19 protein-coding genes and 1 tRNA gene are annotated in these 23,043 nt (G+C 68.7%); 6 read left to right on the plus strand and 14 right to left on the minus strand.

Going from position 1 to position 23,043, the window contains the following annotated elements; all coding sequences use genetic code 11:
* Window positions 1-152 precede the first annotated feature (152 nt).
* Together prfA and rpmE are read right to left on the minus strand one after the other, a co-directional pair.
* A complete protein-coding gene (gene prfA / locus ACIRGA_RS24795; RefSeq protein ID WP_400944898.1) occupies window positions 153-1,223 on the minus strand; it encodes a peptide chain release factor 1 in 1,071 nt (356 codons plus the stop codon).
* An 80-nt stretch (window positions 1,224-1,303) separates the two neighbouring features.
* Window positions 1,304-1,531, minus strand: coding sequence for a 50S ribosomal protein L31 (rpmE, locus tag ACIRGA_RS24800; protein ID WP_005150382.1), 228 nt, complete (start codon window positions 1,529-1,531; stop codon window positions 1,304-1,306).
* Window positions 1,532-1,754: 223 nt separating this feature from the next.
* On the opposite strand from rpmE, the gene ACIRGA_RS24805 reads away from it, so the two are divergent.
* Window positions 1,755-2,300, plus strand: coding sequence for a CHAP domain-containing protein (locus ACIRGA_RS24805; protein WP_400944900.1), 546 nt, complete (start codon window positions 1,755-1,757; stop codon window positions 2,298-2,300).
* A 175-nt stretch (window positions 2,301-2,475) separates the two neighbouring features.
* Here ACIRGA_RS24805 and rho read toward each other — a convergent pair whose 3' ends face one another.
* The 6 genes from rho to argS all read right to left on the minus strand — a co-directional run bounded on the left by rho (window position 2,476) and on the right by argS (window position 11,259).
* Window positions 2,476-4,497 (minus strand): transcription termination factor Rho, encoded by a 2,022-nt coding sequence (rho, locus tag ACIRGA_RS24810; protein ID WP_400944902.1) that lies wholly within the window; start codon window positions 4,495-4,497, stop codon window positions 2,476-2,478.
* Between the two features lie 419 nt (window positions 4,498-4,916).
* Window positions 4,917-5,798 carry a homoserine kinase gene (thrB, locus tag ACIRGA_RS24815; RefSeq protein WP_400944904.1) on the minus strand — a complete coding sequence of 294 codons (882 nt, stop codon included), beginning with the start codon at window positions 5,796-5,798 and terminating at the stop codon, window positions 4,917-4,919.
* A complete protein-coding gene (thrC, locus tag ACIRGA_RS24820; RefSeq protein ID WP_400944906.1) occupies window positions 5,795-6,856 on the minus strand; it encodes a threonine synthase in 1,062 nt (353 codons plus the stop codon). The genes thrB and thrC overlap by 4 nt, the downstream gene beginning before the upstream one ends.
* Window positions 6,853-8,163 (minus strand): homoserine dehydrogenase, encoded by a 1,311-nt coding sequence (locus tag ACIRGA_RS24825; protein WP_400944908.1) that lies wholly within the window; start codon window positions 8,161-8,163, stop codon window positions 6,853-6,855. The genes thrC and ACIRGA_RS24825 overlap by 4 nt, the downstream gene beginning before the upstream one ends.
* 3 nt (window positions 8,164-8,166) lie before the next feature.
* On the minus strand, window positions 8,167-9,600 hold the full coding sequence (lysA, locus tag ACIRGA_RS24830) for a diaminopimelate decarboxylase (RefSeq protein ID WP_400944910.1): 1,434 nt from the start codon (window positions 9,598-9,600) through the stop codon (window positions 8,167-8,169).
* Between the two features lie 3 nt (window positions 9,601-9,603).
* On the minus strand, window positions 9,604-11,259 hold the full coding sequence (argS, locus tag ACIRGA_RS24835) for an arginine--tRNA ligase (protein ID WP_400944912.1): 1,656 nt from the start codon (window positions 11,257-11,259) through the stop codon (window positions 9,604-9,606).
* 203 nt (window positions 11,260-11,462) lie between these two features.
* Here argS and ACIRGA_RS24840 point away from each other — a divergent pair, with 203 nt between their 5' ends.
* Together ACIRGA_RS24840 and ACIRGA_RS24845 are read left to right on the plus strand one after the other, a co-directional pair.
* Window positions 11,463-12,254, plus strand: coding sequence for a DUF3105 domain-containing protein (locus ACIRGA_RS24840; protein WP_400944938.1), 792 nt, complete (start codon window positions 11,463-11,465; stop codon window positions 12,252-12,254).
* Window positions 12,255-12,262: 8 nt separating this feature from the next.
* Entirely contained in the window at window positions 12,263-12,967 is a 705-nt protein-coding gene (locus ACIRGA_RS24845; protein ID WP_400944914.1) for a DUF305 domain-containing protein, read from the plus strand.
* 79 nt (window positions 12,968-13,046) lie between these two features.
* Here ACIRGA_RS24845 and ACIRGA_RS24850 read toward each other — a convergent pair whose 3' ends face one another.
* Window positions 13,047-13,964: a cation diffusion facilitator family transporter gene (locus ACIRGA_RS24850; protein ID WP_400944916.1), complete on the minus strand. Its 918-nt coding sequence runs from the start codon at window positions 13,962-13,964 to the stop codon at window positions 13,047-13,049.
* A gap of 151 nt (window positions 13,965-14,115) precedes the next feature.
* Window positions 14,116-15,240 carry an epoxide hydrolase family protein gene (locus ACIRGA_RS24855; protein WP_400944918.1) on the minus strand — a complete coding sequence of 375 codons (1,125 nt, stop codon included), beginning with the start codon at window positions 15,238-15,240 and terminating at the stop codon, window positions 14,116-14,118.
* A gap of 44 nt (window positions 15,241-15,284) precedes the next feature.
* On the opposite strand from ACIRGA_RS24855, the gene ACIRGA_RS24860 reads away from it, so the two are divergent.
* From ACIRGA_RS24860 to ACIRGA_RS24870, 3 genes are all read left to right on the plus strand, one after another.
* Window positions 15,285-15,710, plus strand: a complete 426-nt coding sequence (locus tag ACIRGA_RS24860; RefSeq protein WP_400944920.1) for a MarR family winged helix-turn-helix transcriptional regulator — start codon at window positions 15,285-15,287, stop codon at window positions 15,708-15,710.
* Between the two features lie 65 nt (window positions 15,711-15,775).
* Window positions 15,776-15,848: transfer RNA gene (locus tag ACIRGA_RS24865), tRNA-Arg, on the plus strand.
* A 40-nt stretch (window positions 15,849-15,888) separates the two neighbouring features.
* Entirely contained in the window at window positions 15,889-16,389 is a 501-nt protein-coding gene (locus ACIRGA_RS24870) for a hypothetical protein (RefSeq protein ID WP_400944922.1), read from the plus strand.
* 565 nt (window positions 16,390-16,954) lie between these two features.
* Here ACIRGA_RS24870 and ACIRGA_RS24875 read toward each other — a convergent pair.
* From ACIRGA_RS24875 to ACIRGA_RS24890, 4 genes are all read right to left on the minus strand, one after another.
* A complete protein-coding gene (locus ACIRGA_RS24875; RefSeq protein WP_400944924.1) occupies window positions 16,955-17,812 on the minus strand; it encodes an MBL fold metallo-hydrolase in 858 nt (285 codons plus the stop codon).
* Window positions 17,813-18,246: 434 nt separating this feature from the next.
* The gene (locus ACIRGA_RS24880; protein ID WP_400944926.1) at window positions 18,247-19,464 is read right to left on the minus strand and encodes an aminotransferase class V-fold PLP-dependent enzyme; all 1,218 of its coding nucleotides are present in this window, start codon (window positions 19,462-19,464) and stop codon (window positions 18,247-18,249) included.
* Window positions 19,464-21,200 (minus strand): CoA transferase, encoded by a 1,737-nt coding sequence (locus tag ACIRGA_RS24885; RefSeq protein ID WP_400944928.1) that lies wholly within the window; start codon window positions 21,198-21,200, stop codon window positions 19,464-19,466. Before ACIRGA_RS24885 ends, ACIRGA_RS24880 begins: the two co-directional genes overlap by 1 nt.
* A gap of 86 nt (window positions 21,201-21,286) precedes the next feature.
* Window positions 21,287-22,609 carry an acyltransferase family protein gene (locus ACIRGA_RS24890; RefSeq protein ID WP_400944930.1) on the minus strand — a complete coding sequence of 441 codons (1,323 nt, stop codon included), beginning with the start codon at window positions 22,607-22,609 and terminating at the stop codon, window positions 21,287-21,289.
* Window positions 22,610-23,043 lie beyond the last annotated feature (434 nt).

Consider the following 23,043-nt stretch of genomic DNA (forward strand, 5'->3'; position numbering starts at 1 on the left):
GGGGGGTGGTCCTGCGAGGGGGGGGGGCGGGCGGTGGGCCACCCACCCGACTTCGCCGCCCCCCCTCCGCCCCCCCCCGCCCCCCCCCCCACACCTGGGTGCGGGGACAGCCAACTGGACTTACAGGACACCGCCTGGGTGCGCCGCGGGAATCAGCCGGCGTGTTCGGCCAGCCGCTCCTCGCGGTCCGCGGTGATGAGCGCGTCCAGCACGCCGTCGAGGTCGCCGTCGAGAACCTGGTCCAGGTTGTACGCCTTGTAGTTCACCCGGTGGTCGGCGATGCGGTTCTCGGCGAAGTTGTAGGTGCGGACCCGCTCGGAGCGGTCGACGGTGCGGACCTGCGAGCGGCGCGCGTCCGAAGCCTTCGCGGCGGCCTCCTCCTCGGCGATCGCCTGGAGGCGGGCCTGCAGCACCTGCAGGGCGCGGGCACGGTTCTGGATCTGCGACTTCTCGTTCTGGCACGAGACGACCACGCCGGTCGGGAGGTGCGTGATCCGCACGGCCGAGTCGGTCGTGTTCACGCTCTGACCACCGGGGCCGGACGAGCGGTAGACGTCGATCCGCAGGTCGTTCGGGTCGATCTCGACCTCGACGTCCTCGGGTTCGGGGTAGATGAGCACGCCCGAGGCGGAGGTGTGGATACGGCCCTGCGATTCGGTGGCGGGCACGCGCTGCACGCGGTGCACCCCGCCCTCGAACTTCAGCCGCGCCCAGACCCCGTCGGCCTCGGCGGAACGGCTCTTGATGGACACGGTGACGTCCTTGAAGCCGCCGAGGTCCGAGTCGACCGAGTCGAGCACTTCGGCCTTCCAGCCGTGACGCTCGGCGTAGCGCAGGTACATGCGCAGCAGGTCGCCGGCGAACAGCGCCGACTCCTCGCCGCCTTCACCCGATTTGATCTCCATGACCACGTCGGAACCGTCGTACGGGTCGCGCGGCAGGAGCAGTTCGGTGAGCTTGGCCTCGAGCACGGGGATCTTGGCGGCGATCTCCTCGGTCTCGGCCGCGAAGGTCGCGTCTTCCGCGGCCAGCTCCTTCGCCGTCTCGAGGTCGTCGCGGGCGGTGTCGAGCTCCCGGACCGTCTTGACGACCGGGCTCAGCTCCGCGTACCGGCGGCCGAGCTTGCGGGCGCGCGCCTGGTCGGCGTGCACGGACGGGTCGGCCAGCTGCTCTTCCAGCTGGGCGTGCTCTTCGAGCAGACCCTTCAGCGAACTCGAATCCACCACTCCACCTCTCAACGACCTGAACAGAACCATGAAAAACGGCGCCTACCCGGACATGCGGGTAGGCGCCGTCGTTCAAGCTACTTGGCGTCTTCGGCCTTCTTGCGCTTGCCGTAGCGAGCCTCGAAGCGCGCGACGCGGCCGCCGGTGTCCATGAGCTTCTGCTTGCCGGTGTAGAACGGGTGGCAGTTCGAGCAGATCTCGACGTGGAGGCTGCCGGAGGTCTTGGTGCTGCGCGTGGTGAATTCGTTGCCACAGTCACAGTTCACGTGCGTGACGACGTACTCGGGGTGAATACCGCTTTTCATGGTGTCCTCTCTCGTTGGCCCCGGGTCCCCGAGCGGGGTGAACCGGTGCCGGACTTCAGCGGATGATTTTGCCAGATGTGCTGGCAGTGAGCTCAACGCACCCCTCCCCCGGCATATTCCACCACGTTGAGTTATCAACTATCTACGCCGAGTTGTACGAAATTTGTACCTCTTCACGGGACCGTTCTCCTTGTTGGTAATTCCTCAACAGGAGGTACTGATCATGCGCACCATCCTGGCCAAGGTGGCGAAGCCGGCGTCCGTCGCCGCGCTGGCCGTCGCGGCCCTCGCCGTGGCTCCGGTCGCCGGGGCCGCTCCGGCAGCCCCCGAAGCGGGCGCCACCATCACCGCCGCCGACATCAACCCGGCCGCGGGAACGTTCACCACCGTGTCCGACGGTGAGCTGGCCATCCAGGGCGCCGGCGACGGCACGCCCGCCGGTGCCGTCCAGTGGTTCAAGAACCACGCCGGCTCCACCGCGTACCAGGGCCTCTGCGAAAAGGCCGTCGAAAACGCGTACGGGACGACCGGCGTCTGGGCCTCGGCCAACGCGCACTGGAACGGCGCGAGCCCGAAGCACACGACCGGGACGCCGCCGAAGGGCTCCTTCGTGTACTGGAACATCAGCCAGTGGGGTCACGTCGGCATCGCCGACGGCTCCGGCGGGATCTACGCCTCCAGCATCGGCGGCAAGATCGGCCACGCTTCGAGCGTGCACTACTTCAACAACTACCGCGGCTGGACCCCCGCGGCCGTTCCGCACCGCTGAGCCTCGGCCCAGTACGTGAGGTGCCGTGAAGGCCTCCTTCCCTACCCTCACAGTAGGGAAGGAGGCCTTCACGGCATCAGAAGGCGGCGGCCCTTGACACCTGAAGTACATGAAGGCCCCCTTCCTTGCGCCTGGCGTACGGAAGGGGGCCTTCATGTACTTACAGACCGAAAACTCAGTCGTCGTCGTTCGAGCCGAGGGCCGTCTTCGAGACCTGCATGAGGAACTCGATGTTGGTCTTCGTCTTGCGCAGACGCGAGATCAGCAGGTCGATGGCCTGCTGCGAGTCCAGCGCGTGCAGCACCCGGTGCAGCTTGTGGGTGACCGCGAGCTCGTCCGGCGAAAGCAGCAGGTCTTCCTTGCGGGTACCGGACGGGTTGATGTCCACCGCGGGGAACACGCGCCGCTCGGCGATCTTCCGGTCGAGCTTGAGGTCCGCGTTCGCGGTGCCCTTGAACTCTTCGAAGATGACCGTGTCACCGGTGGACCCGGTTTCGACCATCGTCGTGGCGAAGATCGTCAGCGAGCCGCCGTTCTCGATGTTGCGCGCCGCGCCGAGGAACCGCTTCGGCGGGAACAGTGCCGTCGAGTCGACACCACCGGAGAGGATCCGGCCGGACGCGGGGGCCGCCAGGTTGTACGCACGGCCCAGACGGGTGATCGAGTCGAGCAGCACGACGACGTCGTGGCCCATCTCGACCAGGCGCTTCGCCCGCTCGATGGCCAGCTCCGCGACCGAGGTGTGGTCGGACGGCGGGCGGTCGAAGGTGGAGGCGATGACCTCACCCTTCACCGACCGCTGCATGTCGGTGACCTCTTCCGGACGCTCGTCCACGAGCACGACCATCAGGTGGCACTCGGGGTTGTTCGTCGAGATCGCGTTCGCGATGTCCTGCATGATCGTCGTCTTGCCGGCCTTCGGCGGCGACACGATCAGCGCACGCTGCCCCTTGCCGACCGGCATCACCAGGTCGATGACGCGGGTGGTGAGCTTGTGCGGCTCGGTCTCGAGGCGCAGCCGCTCGTTCGGGTACAGCGGGGTCAGCTTGGTGAACTCGGGACGACGCTTGGACTCGTCCGGCTCGAGGCCGTTGATCGAGTCGACGCGCACCAGCGGGTTGAACTTCTGCCGCTGCTGCTCGCCGTCACGCGGCTGGCGCACGACACCGGTGATGGCGTCACCGCGGCGCAGGCCGTATTTGCGGACCAGCGAAAGCGACACGTACACGTCGTTCGGCCCGGCGAGGTAGCCCGAGGTGCGGACGAACGCGTAGTTGTCGAGCACGTCCAGGATGCCCGCGACGGGCAGCAGGACGTCGTCCTCGCGGATCTCGGTGTCGGGCGAACCGCCCTGTTCGCGGCCACCGCCGGAACCCCGGCGGCGACGGTCGCGGAAGCGACGGCCGCGACGGCCGCCTTCCTCGTCGTCGTCGCCCTGCGGGCCCTGGCCCTGGCGCTGGCTGTTGTCCTGGCCGCCGCCCTGCTGGTTGCGCTGGCGGTTGTCCTGGCCACGGCCGTCGCGGTTGTTGTCGCGGTTGCCCTGGCGGTTGCCGCCCTGGTCACCGCGCTCGCCGCGGTCGCCGCGCTCGTTCCGGTCACCCCGGTCGCCGCGCTCACCCCGGTCGCCGCGGTCACGCTGCTGCTGGCCACCCTGCTCGGGCGAACCCGCGGCACGGTTGGAGCCGCGGCGGCGACGGCTGCGGCCGCCTTCTTCCTGCTGCGGCTGGCCGTCCTGCTGCGCCCCATTGTCCTGCTGCGCCTGCTGCGCGGGCCGCTCGGCGGCGGGCGCGGAGCCGTTTTCCGAGACCTTCTCGGCCTTCTCGGCGCGCGGCGCCTCGGCCGGGGCGGTTTCCGCCTTCGGCGCTTCGGCCTTCGGGGCCTCCTGCTTCGGGGCCTCCGTCTTGGGCGCTTCGGCCTTCGGGGCCTTGCGCGGTGCGTCGATCCCCTCGAGCGGAAGCGTTTCGCTCGCCGCGGTGGGGCTCTTGCGCTTGGTCTTGCCCTGGCGCTCGCGGATGGCCGCGATCAGATCGCCCTTGCGCATGCCCGTCGTCTCGCCGATGCCAAGGTCCCCAGCGATCGAGCGCAGTTCGGCGACGGTCTTGCCGGTCAATCCGCCGACCGTGCGCTTGGGAGCGACGGCGCCGTTCGACTCGGCGGCGCCACCTTCGACGTCGCTCAAAAGATCGGTGTTGCTCACAAATGTCCTTCCTGACCGATCCACGCCTCCAGGTGGATCAGCGGACCGCCGCTCGCGTCCGATTGCGAAACGGCGTAATTGGCCCCCGATACGGGCGATCAGCTCCTCGGCCGTGTTGAACACAGCTAGAAGGCCTCCAGCACAGGGATTTGCGTCCTCCAAACGGAGGAAGCGGAATTCGGCACCGCCGGAACCGGGAACCCGCCTGCGTCCATCCGCTACTCCCCGCTTGCCAGGCGGTGTACGGAACTGGCGGATCAACGAAGGATGCGGGCCAAGGATGACACTGGTCACCTGGACCGGCACCGGGTGCGGAAACGCACGGTGATCGAACGCCCCCGAGGGTAGACCGCGCCACGGTCCGGTGCAACAACCACCCCCCGCGTGGCGGGGCGGGGCTCCGGCATGTGACCGAGGCTTTACTGAGCCGCAACCTGAACGCCGCCCGGATCGATCGGCAGCTCGGTGACGTCGAAAGACGTAACGTCGACGCCCGCCGGGAGTATTCCCCCGGTGGTCAGCGCGAGCACGGTCGGACCGGCTCCGGAGATGGCCGCGGCCACCCCTTCGGCGCGCAGCGCGCGCACCAATTCGCTGCTCGCCGGGTACGCGGAAGCCCGGTAAGACTGATGAAGCCGATCTTCGGTCGCGGAGAGCAACAGGTCCGGGCGCGCGGTCAGCGCGTGGACAGCGAGCGCCGCGCGGCCTGCCGTGAACGCCGCGTCGGCGTGCGGGACCTGGGCGGGGAGCAGCCCGCGGGTGGCGTCGGTCGAGGACCGCAGCGCCGGGACGGCGACCACGGGCCGGATGTCGTGATGCGGCTGGAGCCGTTCGGCGCGGAACCGCTCGCCCTCGTTCCACGCCACCACGAAGCCGCCCAGCAGGCTCGCCGCGGCGTTGTCGGCGTGCCCCTCGAACCCGGCGGCCAGCTGCAGGGCGTCGTCGTCCAGGGGCTTCTCAGCCAGCGCGTACGCCGCCGCGACGCCGGTCACGACGGCGGACGCGGACGAGCCGAGGCCGCGAGCGTGCGGGATGGCGTTGAAGCAGCGCAGGTGCAGGCCCGGCGGCCGGAGGCCGAGGTGCTCGCAGCCGCGCCGGAAGGCCCGGACGACCAGGTGCGATTCGTCGGTGGGGACGTCGTCCACGCCGCCCGCGCCGACGTCGGTCACCTCGATCTTGAGCCCGGCGTCGGTGATCTGGAGTTCGACGCGGTCGTACAGCGCCAGCGCCAGGCCCAGCGAGTCGAACCCCGGGCCGAGGTTCGCCGAAGACGCCGGGACCTTGATCTCGATCAGCGTCATCGCAGGTCCAGCGCGGCGGCGACAGCGGTCGGGTCGACGGCGAGCGGCTCGACCTCGACGTTGCCCTCCAGCGCCGTGGCCGGATCCTTCAGCCCGTGTCCGGTGACGGTGCACACAACGGTCGAGCCCTTCGGCAGGCGTCCGTCGGCGGTCGTGGCGAGCAGACCCGCGACGCTGGTCGCCGAAGCGGGCTCGACGAACACGCCCTCCTTGCGGGCCAGAAGCCGGTACGCCTCCAGGATCTTCTCGTCGGTGATCGCCTCGAACAGCCCGGCGGAGGCGTTCTTCGCCTTCATCGCGCCGTCCCAGGAAGCGGGGCTGCCGATGCGGATCGCGGTCGCGATGGTGTCCGGATCGGCCACCGGTTCGCCGTGCACGAGCGGCGCGGCGCCCGCGGCCTGGAACCCGAACATCCGCGGGGTGTTCTTCACCACACCGTCGCCCGCGTACTCGGAATATCCCGCCCAGTAGGCGGTGATGTTGCCCGCGTTGCCGACCGGCAGGCAGTGGATGTCCGGCGCCCGGCCGAGCACGTCGCAGATCTCGAACGCGGCCGACTTCTGGCCGGCGATGCGTACCGGATTGACCGAGTTGACCAGGGTCACCGGGTAGTCGATCGCGGTCTTCTGCGCCAGTTCGAGGCAGTCGTCGAAGTTGCCGTCCACCTGCAGGATCCGCGCGCCGTGCAGCACGGCCTGGGCGAGTTTGCCCATCGCGATCTTGCCCTGCGGGACGAGCACCGCGCAGGTGAGCCCGGCGCGGGCCGCGTACGCCGCGGCAGACGCCGACGTGTTGCCGGTGGAGGCGCAGATGACCGCCTTGAGCCCGCTGGCGAGCGCGTGCGTGATGGCCACGGTCATCCCGCGGTCCTTGAACGACCCGGTCGGGTTGACGCCTTCGACCTTGAGGTAGACGTCGCAGCCGGTCAGTGCCGAGAGGTGCGGGGCGGGCAGCAGCGGGGTGTTGCCTTCGCCGAGCGTGATCACCTTCGCGCCGGACGGGACCGGGATCCGGTCGGGATAAGCCTGGATGATTCCTGGCCATGGTTGGGGAATCACTGGTCTTCGCCTTCCACACGCATCACACTGACGACCTGGTTCACCACATCGAGTTCGGCAATGTCGTCCACAGTGGACCGCAATGCCGCGTCCGGCGCCAGGTGGGTGACCACGACCAGGCTGGCCGTGTCGTTCGCGTCGCGCTGGCGCACGGCGGCGATGCTGACCCCGTGCCCGGCGAACGCCTGGGCCACCTGGGCGAGGACGCCCGCTCGATCGGCCACGTCGAGACTGACGTGGTACCGCGTCGGCGTCTGGCCCATCGGCCTGACCGGGAGCGCGGCGTGCGCGGATTCGCGCGGGCCACGGCCGCCGACGACCCGGTTTCGAGCCACCGCGACGAGGTCGCCGAGCACGGCACTCGCGGTCGGCGCGCCACCGGCGCCCTGACCGTAGAACATGAGCTCACCGGCGGCGTCGGCCTCGACGTAGACGGCGTTGTACGCGCCGCCGACCCCGGCGAGCTGGTGGGCGCGCGGGATCATCACCGGATGCACGCGCGCCGAAACGGATTCGGTGCCGTCGTCGGCGGTGACGCGCTCGCAGATGGCGAGGAGTTTCACCGTGCGGCCCAAGACCTTCGCCGCGGCGAGGTCCGACGCGGTGACGTCGGCGATGCCTTCCCGGTGCACGTCGGACGCGGTCACCCGGGTGTGGAACGCGAGCGAGGCGAGGATCGCGGCCTTGGACGCCGCGTCGTAGCCGTCGACGTCCGCGGTCGGGTCCGCCTCGGCGTATCCGAGCCGGCTGGCCTCTTCCAGCGTTTCCGCGTACCCGGCGCCGGTGGAGTCCATCGCGGAGAGGATGTAGTTGGTGGTGCCGTTGACGATGCCCATCACGCGGGTGATGCGGTCACCGGCCATCGATTCGCGCAGCGGGCGCAGCAGCGGGATCGCCCCGGCCACGGCCGCCTCGAAGTACAGGTCCACGCCCGCCGCGTCGGCGGCCTCGAACAGCTCCGCGGAATGCTCCGCCAGGAGCGCTTTGTTCGCCGTGACAACGGATTTCCCGGCCTTGAGCGCGTCGAGCAGCCACTGCCGCACCGGCTCGATGCCGCCGACCAGCTCGACGACCACGTCGACGTCCGGGGACGTCACGAGCTTCGCCACGTCGGAGGTCACCAGTTCCGGCGGCAGCTCGGGGTGCTTGTCGGGACGCCGCACCGCGATACCCGCCAGCTCCACCCTGGCGCCCGCCCTGGCGGCCAGTTCCCCGGCCTGCTCGGTGAGCAGCCGGACGACCTCGCCGCCGACCGTCCCGCAGCCCAGCAGGGCCACCCTGATCACACGTGGATCCACAGTAGACACTTGCTAGACCTCCAGGCGCAGCATGTCGTCCGTCGTCTCCCGCCGCAGCAGCACGCGGGCGCTGCCGTTGCGCACGGCCACCACCGCGGGCCGCGGCTGCCGGTTGTACCCGCTGGCCATCGAGTAGCAGTACGCCCCGGTGGCCGCCACGGCGAGCAGGTCGCCGGGAGCAAGGGTGTCGGGGAGCCAGCAGTCACGGACGACGATGTCGCCGGACTCACAGTGTTTTCCCACGACCCGGGACAACGCGGCGGCGGCCTGGCCGTCTCCGTCGTCGTCCGCGGACCGGGATACGAGACGGCAGTCGTACACCGCGTCGTAGAGCGCGGTGCGGATGTTGTCGCTCATCCCGCCGTCGACGCTGACGTAACGCCGCGCGGCCTTGTCGCCGAGCGAGACGTCCTTGATGGTGCCGACCTCGTACAGCGTGATCGTGCCGGGACCGGCGATGGCACGGCCCGGCTCGCCGGCGATCTTCGGCACCGGCAGGCCCGCGTACTCGCATTCCTTGCGGACGATCTCGCGGATCTGCGTGATCATCTGCGCGGGCGGCGGCGGGTTGTCCTTGTCGGTGTAAGCGATACCGAACCCGCCGCCGAGGTCGACGATCGACAGCTGGTCGAGCAGATCGGCGCCGTGCTCCTTGGCGAGTTCGGCCAGCAGGCCGACCACACGGCGGGCCGCGACCTCGAAGCCGTCGGCGTCGAAGATCTGCGAACCGATGTGGCTGTGCAGGCCGATCAGCCTGAGCGACGGCGCGTTGAGCACACGGCGCACGGCTTCGGCCGCGTCACCGGAAGCCAGCGAGAAACCGAACTTCTGGTCCTCGTGCGCGGTCGCGATGAATTCGTGCGTATGCGCCTCGACGCCGACGGTGACCCGGATCAGCACGTTCTGCACGACGTCGTGCCGGGCGGCGACGTCGGCCAGCCGCGCGATCTCGTAATAGGAGTCGACCACGACCGTGCCGACGCCTGCTTCGACGGCGGCTTCCAGTTCGGGCAGTGACTTGTTGTTGCCGTGGAAGGTGATCCGCTCGGCCGGGAAGTTCGCGCGCTGCGCCACGGCGAGTTCGCCGCCGCTGCAGACGTCCAGGCTCAGCCCCTGCTCGGCCACCCAGCGGGCGATCTCGATGGACAGGAACGCCTTGGACGCGTAGTGCACGAGCGCCGGGTCGTCGAACGCCTCGGCGTAGTCGGCGCACCGGGACTTGAAATCGGCCTCGTCGACGACGAACAGCGGCGTGCCGTATTTCTCGGCGAGTTCGCGGACGTCGACGCCCGCGATGCGGACGACGCCGTCACCGCCGCGGAAAGTGTTGCGGGGCCAGACTTTCGGGTACAGCCTGTCGAGTTCTTCGGGACTCGACGGCGGGAAACCGGAGGCGTCAGCGTGGGGGTAGACGTCGGCGTGGCGGGGGCCCGCGGGGTGAGCCATCGATTACATCCGTTCCGGAGCAGAGACACCGAGCACGGTGAGGCCGTTCGCCAGCACCTGACGAGTCGCTTCACTGAGCGCGAGGCGGGAGAACGTGAGGGGGGTGGCCTCCTCGTCGCCCTTCGGCAGAACCCGGCCGACGGCGTTCCACTTGTGGTAGGCACCGGCGAGTTCTTCGAGGTACCGGGCGACACGGTGCGGTTCGCGCAGCAGTGCGGCCCGGCGGAGGACGGTCGGGAATTCGCCGAGCGTGCGGATCAGGTCGCCCTCGGCGGGCAGCGTAAGCAGGCCGAGGTCGACCTCGCCATCGGTTTTCAAGCCGAGGTCGGAAGCGTTGCGCTGCAACGAGGCCAGCCGCGCGTGGGCGTACTGGACGTAGTAGACCGGGTTGTCGTTGGAGTGCTTGCGCAGCAGATCGAGGTCGATGTCCAAAGTGGAATCGACGGAGTAGCGGATCAGCTCGTAGCGGGCCGCGTCGACGCCGACGGTGCCGACGAGGTCTTCCATGGTGATCACGGTGCCGGCGCGCTTGCTCATCCGGACGGGTTTGCCTTCGGAGACCAGGTTGACCATTTGGCCGATCAGCACCTCGACCACGGCCGGGTCGTCGCCGAAGGCGGCCGCGGCGGCCTTGAGCCGGGCGATGTAGCCGTGGTGGTCCGCGCCGAGCATGTAGATGCAGAGGTCGAAGCCGCGCTTGCGCTTGTCCTGGAAGTAGGCGAGGTCGCCGGCGATGTAGGCCGGGTTGCCGTCCTTCTTGATGACGACGCGGTCCTTGTCGTCGCCGTGCTCCTTGGACTTGAGCCACCAGGCGCCGTCTTCGAAGTACAGGTTCCCGGAGTCCTTCAGCTGCTGGACCGAGGACGCGACCGCGCCGGACTCGTGCAGCGAGTTCTCGTGGAAGTAGACGTCGAAGTCGGTGCCGAAATCGTGCAGGCTCTGCTTGATCTCGGTGAACATCAGCTCGATGCCGACCCGGCGGAAGGTCTCGGCACGCTCGTCGTCGGGCAGCGACAGCGCGCTCGGCTCCTGGCGGATGACCTCGGCGGCGATGTCGTTGATGTAGCCGCCCGCGTAGCCGTCCTCGGGCGCGGGCTCGCCCTTGGCGGCGGCGATCAGGGACCGGACGAAGCGGTCGATCTGCGCGCCGTGGTCGTTGAAGTAGTACTCGCGGGTGACCTGGCCGCCCTGCGCCGACAGCACGCGGCCCAGCGCGTCGCCGACCGCGGCCCAGCGGGTGCCGCCGAGGTGGATCGGGCCGGTCGGGTTCGCCGAGACGAACTCGAGGTTGATCTTGACGCCCGCCAGCGCGTCGCCGAGGCCGTACTTCTCCCCGGCGTCGAGCACCTGCTGGACGATCTGGCCCTGCGCGTCGGCGGCGAGCCGCAGGTTGAGGAAGCCCGGCCCGGCGACCTCGGCCGACTCGATGCCGTCGGCGGCGGCGAGGGCCTCGGCCAGCGCGTCGGCGAAGTCGCGGGGCTTCATGCCCGCCTTCTTGGCCACCTGCAGCGCCAGGTTGGTCGCGTAATCGCCGTGCTCGGGATTGCGGGGACGCTCGATCGTCACCTTCTCCGGCAGCACGGAATCGTCGAGGCCGCGCGCGGTGAGAACCTGCACGGCTGAGTTACGGACCAGGTCGGCGAGAGCTGCGGGAGTCACTCGCGGAATTCTAGGTGTGACCTGGTCCGGGCTTCGCAGCGACCGCCGGAAGGTGTGAGCCAAGCGGTTGATCTTCCGGCTGTTCACGGTGATCAGACGTCCGGTCTCTACACTGGCCCGCGCAGGGACCACCCCCTTTGGAGAACGCAGGAGCCATGGCTAACGGGACAACCAGAAAACAGGGCGCGTCGTCGAAGAACGCCATGAAGGCCGCCCGTAGTTCCGTCGTGTCCAAGAAGGGCACGCCCTGGGGCACGATCATCGCCGTCGTCGCGATCGTCGCCCTGGCGGCCTCGGTGGTCACCTATTACATGATCGCCTCGGCTCCGAAGCGCGACCAGAAGACCCGCGAAGAGGCCGCGGCCGCCTTCGCTCCCTCGCAGCAGGACCCGGACCCCTCCAAGCGGATCGCCGGCGTGACCACGGCCACCTACGAGGGCTCCGTGCACGTCTCCGCCGCCGAGCGCGTCGCCTACGACAAGACCCCGCCCTTCGGTGGCCCGCACGACCAGGCCTGGGCCGCGTGCAACGGCGTCGTCTACGAGAAGGCCGTCCGCAACGAGAACATGGTCCACGGTCTCGAGCACGGCGCGGTCTGGATCGCCTACAACCCGGCCCAGATCTCCGGCGAGGCGCTCGACCTGCTGAAGGTGCGCGTCGAGGGCAAGCCGTACACGGTCATGTCGCCGTACCCGAACCTGGACAAGCCGATCTCGCTGCAGTCCTGGGGCCACCAGCTGAAGCTGGATTCCGCCTCCGACGAGCGGATCGACCAGTTCATCGCGGCCCTGCGCACCAACCCGTACGGCGCGTACCCCGAGCGTGACGCGACCTGCGACGCGCAGATCGAGCCGGGCGACTTCGACCCGACGCCGCCGGGTCCGGGCGCGAAGCCGATGGACTACAAGGGCACCGCGGGCACACAGCAGGACCAGCCCGGCGCCGGCCAGCCGTCCGCGCCCGCCACCCAGCCCTCGGCGCCCGCGAGCAAGTAGTGAGCCAAGTGGACCCCGATCCCCAGCACGTCGACGACACTTCGCGCTCGGCCAAGAGCCGATGGCTGGTGATCGGGGCCGCCCTGGTCGTCATGCTGATCCTCGGCTTCGGCCTCGGCGCCCTGACGACCAGGCTGGTCGACTCCGCGTCGGAGCAGACGACTCCGGGCGCGGGTTCGGTCGAGGTCGGCTTCGCGCAGGACATGTCGGTGCACCACCTCCAGGCCGTCACCATGGCGGGATGGGCGCGGGACCACACGACCGACCCGGCGATCAAGACCCTCGCGTTCGACATCGAGCGCACGCAGACCGGCCAGGTCGGCCGGATGAAGGGCTGGCTGGGCCTGTGGGGCCAGCCCGAGCAGACGACCGGCGCCTACATGACCTGGATGACCGAGCCGATGTCCGGCCACGGCGGGCACGGTGGCGCCGACATGAAGCCGTCGAACGGCGCGCCGATGCCGGGCATGGCGACGTCGGCCGAACTGGCCAAACTGCGGTCGCTCACCGGCAAGGAAATGGACGTCTTCTTCCTGCAGCTGATGCTCCGGCACCACATGGGCGGGACGGAGATGGCGCAGTACGGCAACGATCACACGTCGATCGCGGACGTGAAGTCGCTGACGCAGAGCATGCTCGTTTCGCAGGGTGCCGAAATGACCTTGATGAAGGGTCTCCTTCAGGAGCGCGGCGCGGCCCCCTTGCCCGCCTGACGACCATGCGTTTCGTCCTCTGAATGCGGTAGTTCGCTTCGCCGACTACCGCATTCAGAGGACGAAACGCGTCAAGGGGTCACCAGGAGAGTTCCTGGCAGCGTTTCGCGCATTGGGGCACTTCGATCTGCAGGGTCGCGTGCTCGATCGAATAGCGGTTCGCCAGGAGGTTCTGCGCCTCGGTCAGCACCGCCGCCTGCTCGACGGTCGGCGCGATGGTGAGGTGCGCCGAAGCGACCTCCATCCCCGAAGTCAGCGTCCAGACGTGCAGGTCGTGGACGTCCTCGACGCCCTTCAGCCCGCCCAGTTCGGCCTGGATCCCGGCGACGTCGACCCCCTTGGGCGCGTGCTGGAACAGGATCCGCAGCGCGCGCCGGGCGAGGGCATAGGTGCGGGGCAGGACGAACAGGCCGATCGCGACACCGATGATCGGGTCGGCGTAGCGCCAGCCGGTCAGCAGCGTGATCGCGCCGCTCAGCAGCACCCCGACGGAGCCGATCAGGTCGGCGAGGACTTCGAGGTACGCGCCCCGGACGTTGATGCTCTCCTCCGCGCCCTTGCGCAGGACCAGGAAGGAGACGATGTTCGCGACGAGGCCCGCGGCGGCGGCCAGCAGGACGGGCAGGCCGGGCACGGCGGGCGGGTCGCTGATCCGGCCGATGGCCTCGACCAGGACGTAGCCCGCGACGCCGAACAGCAGGATGGCGTTGCCCAGCGCCGCGAGCACCTCGGCGCGGTAGAAGCCGAACGTCCTGGTCAGCGTCGGGCCGCTGCGCCGGGCGAGCAGGATGGCGGCCAACGCCATGCCGACACCGAGGACGTCGGTGAACATGTGCGCGGCGTCGGAGATCAGCGCGAGCGAGCCGGTGGCGAACCCGACGATGAACTCCATGACCATGAAGCCGGCGCCGATGACCAGCGCGATCGTCAAGCTCTTGAGGTAGCGGCCTGACGCGCTCGACGGCGACGCCGTCCCATGCCCGTGCCCGTGACCCATTGCTCCGCCTCTCGTGAAGTCGACAGGCCGAATATATTGTCACATGCGCATATGTGCAATACAGGTGAGCCTAAGTTCACCATGTCTTAAGCCACACACGGAATCCATCCCCCATGAGGGCCTTCCCGAAACCTGATACCGACACGTACCGCTACCGAAGCGACCGGAGGAACCCCCGCAGCTGGCCGACGAAGACCTCGGGCTGCTCGAACGCGGCGAAGTGACCGCCCTTGGGCAACACCTCGTACCAGCGAAGATCGGTGTAGCGCAGCTCCGCCCAGCGCCGGGACGGACGGACGATCTCGCGCGGGAAGATCGAGATACCCGAAGGAACTTCAACGGCCAAGACGTCCCGCTCCTTGTTCTCCCAGTAGATCCGCGCCGACGAGGCCGCCGTCCCGGTGAACCAGTAGACGGAGATCGCGTCGAGCATCTGCCGCCAGGACAGCGCGGTCTCCGGTGAGCCGTCGTTGTCGGTCCACTCCCAGAACTTCTCGGCGATCCACGCCGCCTGCGCCACCGGCGAGTCGGTGAGCCCGTAGCCGACCGTCTGCGGACGCGTGGCCTGCTGCTGCGAATACGCGGACCCGACCGCACGGAAGCGCGCGAGATCGCCGAGCGCCGCCCGCTCTTCTTCTGTCGGCTCGCCCAGCACGGCCGCGTCGTACGGCACACCCGCCATGTTCACGTGGACGCCGATCAGCCGCTCCGGCGCGATCTTGGCGAGCATGTTCGTCACCCCGGAGCCCCAGTCGCCACCCTGCGCGACGTAGCGCTCGTACCCGAGCCGCCCTATCAGCTCGTCCCAGGCACGAGCGATGCGCTCGACGTTCCAGCCCGCCGACGACGGCTTGTCGCTCCAGCCGAACCCCGGCAGCGACGGCGCCACGACGTGGAACGCGTCCGCGGGATCACCCCCGTGCGCACGCGGATCGGTCAGCGGCCCGAGCACGTCGAGGAACTCCACGACCGACCCCGGCCAGCCGTGCGTGAGCACGAGCGGCGTCGCGTCCGGCTCCGGCGAGCGCACGTGCAGGAAGTGGATCCCGAGACCGTCCACAGTGGTCTTGAAACCCGGGAAAGCGTTGACCCGGGCGGACAACCCGAAGTCGTAGTCCTCCGCCCAGTACCGGCACAGTTCACGCGCGAACTCGAGCGGCACTCCTTGTTCCCAACCGTCCACAGTGGCCGGTTCGGGCCAGCGCGTGGCGCGCAGCCGGGCACGCAGCTCTTCGATGTCGGATTCAGGGATCGCCACCTCGAACGGTTCGATCATGCGCCCTCCCAGTTCGTTGGTGACACCAACGCTACGCTGTCCCGATGAGCACCGCACCCGTCCGGCTTCGCACCAAGGCCAGCTGGCTGGTCAACCAGGCCGCCACCGTGGCCCACCGGCTCACTCTGCGCAGCGGGGCCCGCCGGTACCACTACGGGATCCTCGCGGCACTCGACGAAGGTGGCCCATCCAGCCAGGCCGCCCTGAGCCGCCGCACCGGCATCGACCGCAGCGATGTCGTCGCGGTCATCAACGAACTCGCCGACGCCGGCCACGTCGACCGCTCCCCCGACCCGGCCGACGGCAGGCGCAACCTGATCAGCCTCACCGATGACGGTGTCAGGCAGCTGAACCAGCTGGAAAGCCTGGTCAGCGACACCCAGGACGTCTTCCTGGCGCCGCTGGACCGCGCAGAACGAGAGCAGCTGACCGGCCTGCTGGCCCGCCTCGTCGAGCACCACGCCGGTTAACGACCACCACTCGCGAGGGCGTACGGGGACATGCGCTAAGCTTCCAACGTCGCTCAGGCGGCAACGCCCTCGTAGCTCAGGGGATAGAGCACTGCCCTCCGGAGGCAGGTGTCGCAGGTTCGAATCCTGCCGAGGGCACACAGATCGATCGCATCCCTGCAGGGCATCGTTCGGTGCCGTGCGTGATCGTCTTCCGGATCCGATCACGCAATTGGCTGCCACTTACAACGCTATAGCCTGCCGCCGAGAAGCCTCGCCAGCTCCCCATATCCAGGATATTGGCCGCCATTGGACTACCGTCAAGCGTCAAAAGAGCCATCCGGACTTCACCGCGAGTGCGTTTCACGGTCACGACCAGCGTGTCGAGATCCTCGCTCCGGCACCACATCGCCGCATCTCCGGCACCCGCCAGCGGCTGAGCCTGCCCCTCACCCCGACAGTCCTGCTCGGCAACGGCGAGCGCACTCTCAGGCGCCGCCTCACCTTTGATCGCGGTCACCATCAAGCTGCCGACGCCGGACCCATCATCAACACGACTGAACTCACAACCGAAGGCAACGCTCCGTTGCCCCTTGACCGGCTCCTCCTCCACCGACCGGTAAGCAGCCTTCGACTCCAACGCCCCTTGAAGCTCATCGGCGCCAAGGAACCCGCAAGCCGCCGAAACCACTTCCGGTGACGCCACCGGAGCCCAACTCGACGAGGGAACCAAGGCAGAACTCGGCGGATTCGTACCCGAAGTCACCGATACCGCGTTCCCCGGCCCCATCGAACATGAGCTGCACGCCGCCGCGACCACCAACCAGGTCGCGCACTTGGGAAACCATCCGAGGCCTTTCCGGAACGAAAAGCTCACTTCCGCTCTGGCGCTCAAATGACCCCGCCGCGAGGCTCGTAGCAGCACCGACGGGTTACGCGCCATGACATCACATTCCCGATATAGTCGAATAGTTTTCAAAGTCTATTTTGCGAATCAGTGTCCTTGGCCCGGTCAGCACGCGTCCCCCGACGCCACGCGACCCACAAAGTCACCATGACTTTCACGAACACTAACGAAGGGAGAAGGACTCCACCAGAGTGCACGATCAGGGTTTAGACCAGTTGCCCTGTGACCTGCCCTACACGGTGCCGATCATCCTCTGGGCGCACATTGTCGGAGGTTTTCCAACTGACTATTCAGCTACCGACCAGAACAACGAGGCCGTACCAGGACCGGTCGCCCGCTTACGTGACGCTTCCCTTGGTCAGCTGAACGGGGTGATCGTCTCGTACGGCTCCTGGAAACGCACGGGGATGCCGGATTCGGCGCTTTTGCGCGCGAGCAATTCCCTGGTCTCGGCGAATTTGTCCAGGATCCGCGGCATGGGGCGCGACTTCTCGTCGAGTGGCCGTCCGAAGTGGTCCCAGTGCACCGGGATGACCAGGCCCGGGCGGACGGCCTCGACGGTGTGGTGCCAGTAATCGTTCTGAAACCGCGCGGACTGCGCGCCCAGCACACCGACACCGAGGTAGAGCACGTCGACATCCAGGCCATCGAATTTGTCCGGGACGAAGTTGGCGCTCGGGTGGACCAGCATCGTGCCGGCAGGGTGCTCGAAGAGGTACGAGTAGCAGGCACCGGTGCGGTAGGCGCTCGCCTTGGCGGGCGGCACGAGTGGCTCGTCGATCGTCCCGGGAAACCTCTCGCCCGGGCTGTGCGCCCCTTCGAAGATCCGCACCGTGAAGTCCCCGAAGGAGTACTTGTCACCGTCGCTGATACGCGTCATCGACTGTTCGCCCAGATCGGCTCCACGGCCGACGTTCAGCGTCGATTCCGATCCGTACAAGGTGCCGCCGACGCGCTTGACGATTTCGGGGGCGTCCATCGCGTGGTCGTAGTGCGAATGAGCTACGAAAAGGGCGTCGAGACGCTCGATACCGCCTCGGGACAGGGTTTCGGCGATGAGTACGAGGTCGGGCGCGATGGGCCGTCCGAGAGCGACTCGCAGCAGCGACGGCCTGGTGAAGAAGCCATCGACGAGGATTCCGGAAACGCCGTCGGTGACGTGCACCGAGGACGTCCCGAAGAAAGTGGATCGGACAGACGCCGCATCGATGGCCATCAGCCGATGCTAACCGCGGCGCCATCCGCCCGTCCCGTCGATGGCCACCTCAAACCCGGCCCACGGATCATCGGCAGCGGATTCGCACCTCCTTGCCGTTGCCGTAGCTCAAGCAGCCATGCGGCCGGAAGGAGACCGGGAAATCGACGACGTAGTCCATCCAGCCCGTTTACCAGCCGTCCCTGCACCTCGTTGTTCGCGTAGGTCCGCGCGTCGGTGGTGTTGTGAAGTCGGGCAGTGGCCGGACGTCACGACTTGTCGAGCGTCTTAGGGCAACTGCTGGACCGCGACGGGTTCCATGTCGAAGCTCAGCTCGACGTTCCTGTCACGCCTCCGTGTCCGAGTCGTCACCGCGCCGCCGGGCCACGCAGCGAGCGCCGCATCGGGTCGAGTAAGCGCGCCATGGCCTGTGGCGCTCCGTGGTTGTCCAGCGCTCAGGGCGCGGCGATGACCCGGATTCCGGCGATCAAGCGGTCGATGTGCTCGGGCGTCGTGCCGATCCCGATGCTGGCGCGGACGGCCGTCGGCGCAACGGCGCCCGCTTGACCGAGCAGCCGCCGGGTGAACGGGTGGGCGCAGAACAGGCCGTCGCGCACGCCGATGCCGAACTCGTCGGCCAGCCGGGTGGAAACGGTGCGCGTCTCGACGCCGTCGACGGTGAAGGACACGATGCCCAGCCGGTCCGGCCAGCCGCCGCCCAGGATCCGGACCGCGGGGATCCCGGCCAGGCCGTCGTGCAGCCGGGTCGTCAGTGCGTCCTCGTCGGCCCGGAGCGTGTCCAGGTCCGCCGCCGCGAGGGCGTCACACGCGGCCGCCAGCGCCACGGCGCCGATGACGTTCGGGGAGCCCGCCTCGTGCCGCGCGGCGCCGGCCGCCCAGCGGACGTCGCCGGGGGCGTCCCCGACGTGAGCGGTGGCCCCGCCACCCGAGAGGTACGGCCGCGCGCGGTCCAGCCAGTCGGCCCGGCCCGCGAGTACGCCGACGCCGAAGGGGGCATACAGCTTGTGGCCGGAGAAAGCCACGTAGTCGAGGTCGAGCGCGGAGACGTCGATGCGCCGGTGGGGCGCGAGCTGGGCGGCATCGACCGCGATGCGGGCGCCGAAGCGGTGAGCGGTGGCGGCCAGTTCGGCCAGCGGCCAGACCTCGCCGGTCACGTTCGACGCGCCGGTGACGGCCAGCAGGACCGGACGTCCGGGGGCTTGCCCGGCGAGCGCGGTCGCGGCGGCGGAAACCGCTCCCGCCGGTGAAGGAGGCGCCGGGAGCCGGACGACTTCGGTCCATGGCAAGAGGTTCGCGTGGTGTTCGCCTTCGAACGTGATGACGACGGTGTCCGCCGGAACGGCGTGTGCGAGCAGGTTCAGCGCGTCGGTGGTGTTACGGGTGAACACCACCTCGTCGCCCGCGCGGCAGCCGAGGAATTTGGTGACGGACTCGCGGGCGGACTCGTACTTTTCCGTGCAGAGCTGAGAAAGCGCGCCGGCACCGCGGTGCACGCTCGCGTAGAGCGGAAGCAGCTCCCCCACCACATCGGCCACTTCGCGCAGGCAGGGCGCGCTGGCCGCGTAGTCCAGGTTGGCGTAGGCGATCTTCGTCCCGTCGGCCAGGCCCACCTTGACGTCGGAGCCCAGCACGCCCAGCGTGTTCCCACTCATCACGAAGCTCCTCCAAAGATCCATGGCGAAGTGGCGATCGCGCAGCCGTTCCGTTCGAACCGCCCGGGATGGCGCGAGACGAGGGTGCCGAGATCACGCAGGACGGGCATCGCGATCGAGCCCAGCCTGTCTTCCCAGTCCGCCACCGGCCGCGTGCCCAGCGCCTTGGTGATCGCGTCCGGCAGTTCGTCCTTTGACGGCAAGGGAATGTCCAGTTTCGAGCACAACGCCTCGATGTCCTCGGTCACGATCGCGAGCAGCCCGTCGGCCGCCGCGAAGACACCGTCGACGACGGCGGGCGACGGCTCGCGCAGGAGCGCGTCGGCCGCGGCGAGCAGCGACGTCGTGACCGCGCCGCCGTGGCCGGTGCGCTGACGTGCCACCAGCGCGGCCAGGATCCCTTCCGCCGAAACGAATCCGCCCGCGATGTCCACCATGATCATCAACGTCGGGCGCGGTGGCGCACCGGCGGGCGTCAGCGCGTCGGCCACCCCGGAGTAGGCCTGGACCATGTAGTCCGTACCGGCGGGCGGCTGCTTCCCCAGCGCGTCGCCCCAGCCGCACGCGGCCGCGTAGACCAGCCCGGGGTTCACCGCGTGCATCGCGGCCGCGTCCAGGCCGAGTTCGACGTCCTTGCCCGGCGCCCAGTTGTGCACGAACACGTCGGCGTCGCGGACCAGGTCCAGGAGCTCGGCGCGGCCCGCCTCCGACTTGAAGTCGATCTCGGCGATCCGCTTGCCGTCGTTGAGGACACGGAACTTCGCCGAGCAGTCACCCGCCATCGGCGGCATACCCCGCAAGGGATCGCCGCCCGGCGGTTCGATCCGGGTGACGGTCGCGCCGAGCAGCGACAGCAGCCGGGTCGCCAGCGGGCCCTGCACCCGGCGGGTCGACTCGACGACGTGGATCCCGGCCAGTGGCAGACCGGCATGGGCCCCGTCGCTCGGCGGCGCCGCACGTCCGGGGCGGAACGTCCACGGTGGCAGGCCCGCGTCCGGATCGGCGCGCCGGTCGGTCACCGTCCGAACAGGACAGACGTGCATTCCGGTGGAAGCCGCGATCGAGCGGATCTCTTCGAACGTGGCTGACTCGGCGGCCTCGTGCAGCTCACGCGGAAGCACCGCCGACGCGCGTTCGTAGCGGAGGAGGAACGGCCGCCAGCCACGGGCGATCGCGCGCTCCGGCGTCCCCAACGAGGCCCAGAATCCCTGCCAGGCCTCACCGCTGAACGACTCGACCTCGAACGCGATCCCGTCGGCGGAGACGAACGGCGGCCGCGCCGTCGACGGCAGGCCTTCGTAACCCTCGGGATCCTCGTCCGCGGTGGCGGCGGCGATGTACTGACCGACCGCGAGAACCGCGACACCGTCCGCGCCCAGCTCGACCCGCGGCACCGGATTTCCGCGCAGTTGAGCCAAAGTCGCGGCGAGCATGCCCTGGACGGCGGCGATCCCGGTGAGCACCGAGACGTAGTCGACGCCCAGCGGCCGCGGCTGCGCTTCGGACCGTCCGTGTAGTGCCATGATCCCGTAGCCCGCCTGAACGAGGTTTTCCGGGAACGGCCCACGCAGGCGGGCCTCGACCGCCGCGCCCGGCCCGCTCAAAGCGAAGCCGCCGGACCGCCCGTCGCCGACGTCGGCGCCCAGCATCCGCAGCCGGTCGGCGGCCGTCTCGACGACCGGGCCGGATCCGGCCGGCGAGGCCTGGAAGCCCCTCAAGGGCAGGGAAAAGGACACGGCGAACCTCCGGGAGGCGGCTGCTGGAACGGCCTGGCATCCGCTTGTGGCGGACGCCAGGCCGGCGGGACGAGGGGGACGAAAGGCTAGACCGGGACCGATTCCTCACGCGGTCGCGGCAACTCGGCCGCGGCCTTGCGAGCGGCACGGCGCTTGATGACCCGCTCACCCCAGTTCATCAAGGGACGTTCCAGGACGTAGTAGGAGATCGTCGACAGGATGATCGTGCCGACCAGCGTGACCAGTTGCAGTTCCCAGAACCCGGTGCCGGCCCTGATCAGCATCAGCGGCATCGGCTCTCCGTTGAAATAGGCGCTCGGCTTCTGCAGGTAGAAGTGCATCACCGCGAACTGCCACAGGTAGACGCCGTAGGAGATCTTGCCGACGAACAGGATCACCCGGTTGGTGAAGACCGCGCGAATGAAGCGCGAGTCAGGCCCGGGCGCGACCATCGAAAGCAACAGTGTCGCCGAGAGAATGGCGAGGAGGCCGTAGAAGATCCCGAGCGCGGTGACACTGTAGTAATCGTCCATGCCGATTTCACTGCCGGGCCGGGCGCAGTTGATCAGCAGGCAGGTCAGCGCGATGCCCAGGAACAGGACGCGGTGGCGGCCGGCGAAGGTGAGCAGCTTGGGGGCTTCCCCCGGCGAGGCCTTCTGCAGTTCGAGCCAGATCGCGATGACCATGCCGATCGCGACCTCCGGCATCAGGCCCATCGGGTACCAGAACAGCGCACGGGTGCCGAGGCCGTTCGTCTGCGAGTACAGCAGCCAGGCGATACCGACCGCGAACATGAACGGCACCGGGAGCATCATCCGGTACGCCCGGGCGCGGGCGGTCTTGCCGCGGGAGGCGAACTTGAAGGTCGCCCAGGCGAGCAGCGGCAGCAGGAGGTAGAACTGTGCCATGTCCGGCACGGTCCAGGTGATCTCCATGCCGTTGATCCAGCCGTCCCAGTCGTAGATGTGCAGGAGCGCCATCGGACGGAGGACGTCCCACACGTTGTCGACCTGCTGGAGGTTCAGCGCGATGAGGACCACGAAGTACATCACGTAGTACGCGGGGAGCAGGCGCAGCACACGGCGGATGACCGTGCCTTCGCGTTTGCGCGGGGTTCCGTTGATGATCGATTTCGCGAACCCCTGGTAGACGAACATGCCCGTGAGCACGAAGAAAACGCCCGCGAAGATCTGCAGGCCGCCGGTGAAGAACCCGCCGACCGCGCTGGTCGACGCGATCGTGCCGCCGAGTTCCTTGGTGCCCAGCACCCCCGCGATCATCGCGACATGTGTGAAGAGCAGGGCCAGCGCGCAGACCCCGCGCAGGCCGTCGACGGCCAGATAGCGTTGTTTGGCCGGCTTTTCCGCGGCGGCGGGCGGCCCGCCTTTCCGCGTTGCGGTAACGCTCATTATGCGTCCTTTCTCCCAAAGCGATGGGGGTGAACCGCGTTCGAGCATTTCCACGTCACGCGGCGGAACCCAGGCCGGTAACCGGCTGCCCTGCAAGCTTCGCACCGCTGAACGGGTGCCGTCTTATTCCATTCTGCGAGAAAAACCTCGTGAGCGGTAAGGACGGTTATCGAGGGTAAGGCAAAGGTGGCGCGGGTCCTCTTCGCCGGCATCCAAAGCGGCCGCTGAATGTCCACAAGGGACACTTGCCTGCTGCGTGGTGTCCGATTTATAGCTATATGCACGCTCTTGGCCTGGGTCGTGAGTGGCAATGAGGGTTATTGAGGGGTAAGTCAAACGTGGCATGGTCGGTGCGGGTGGGTCGTGGGGGGGGGGGGGGGGGGGTGTTAGAAAAACACCACCAACACACCCCCCCCCCACAAGCCGCGCGGCCC

Source organism: Amycolatopsis sp. NPDC102389 (genome assembly GCF_044765885.1).
Classification (GTDB): Bacteria; Actinomycetota; Actinomycetes; order Mycobacteriales; family Pseudonocardiaceae; genus Amycolatopsis.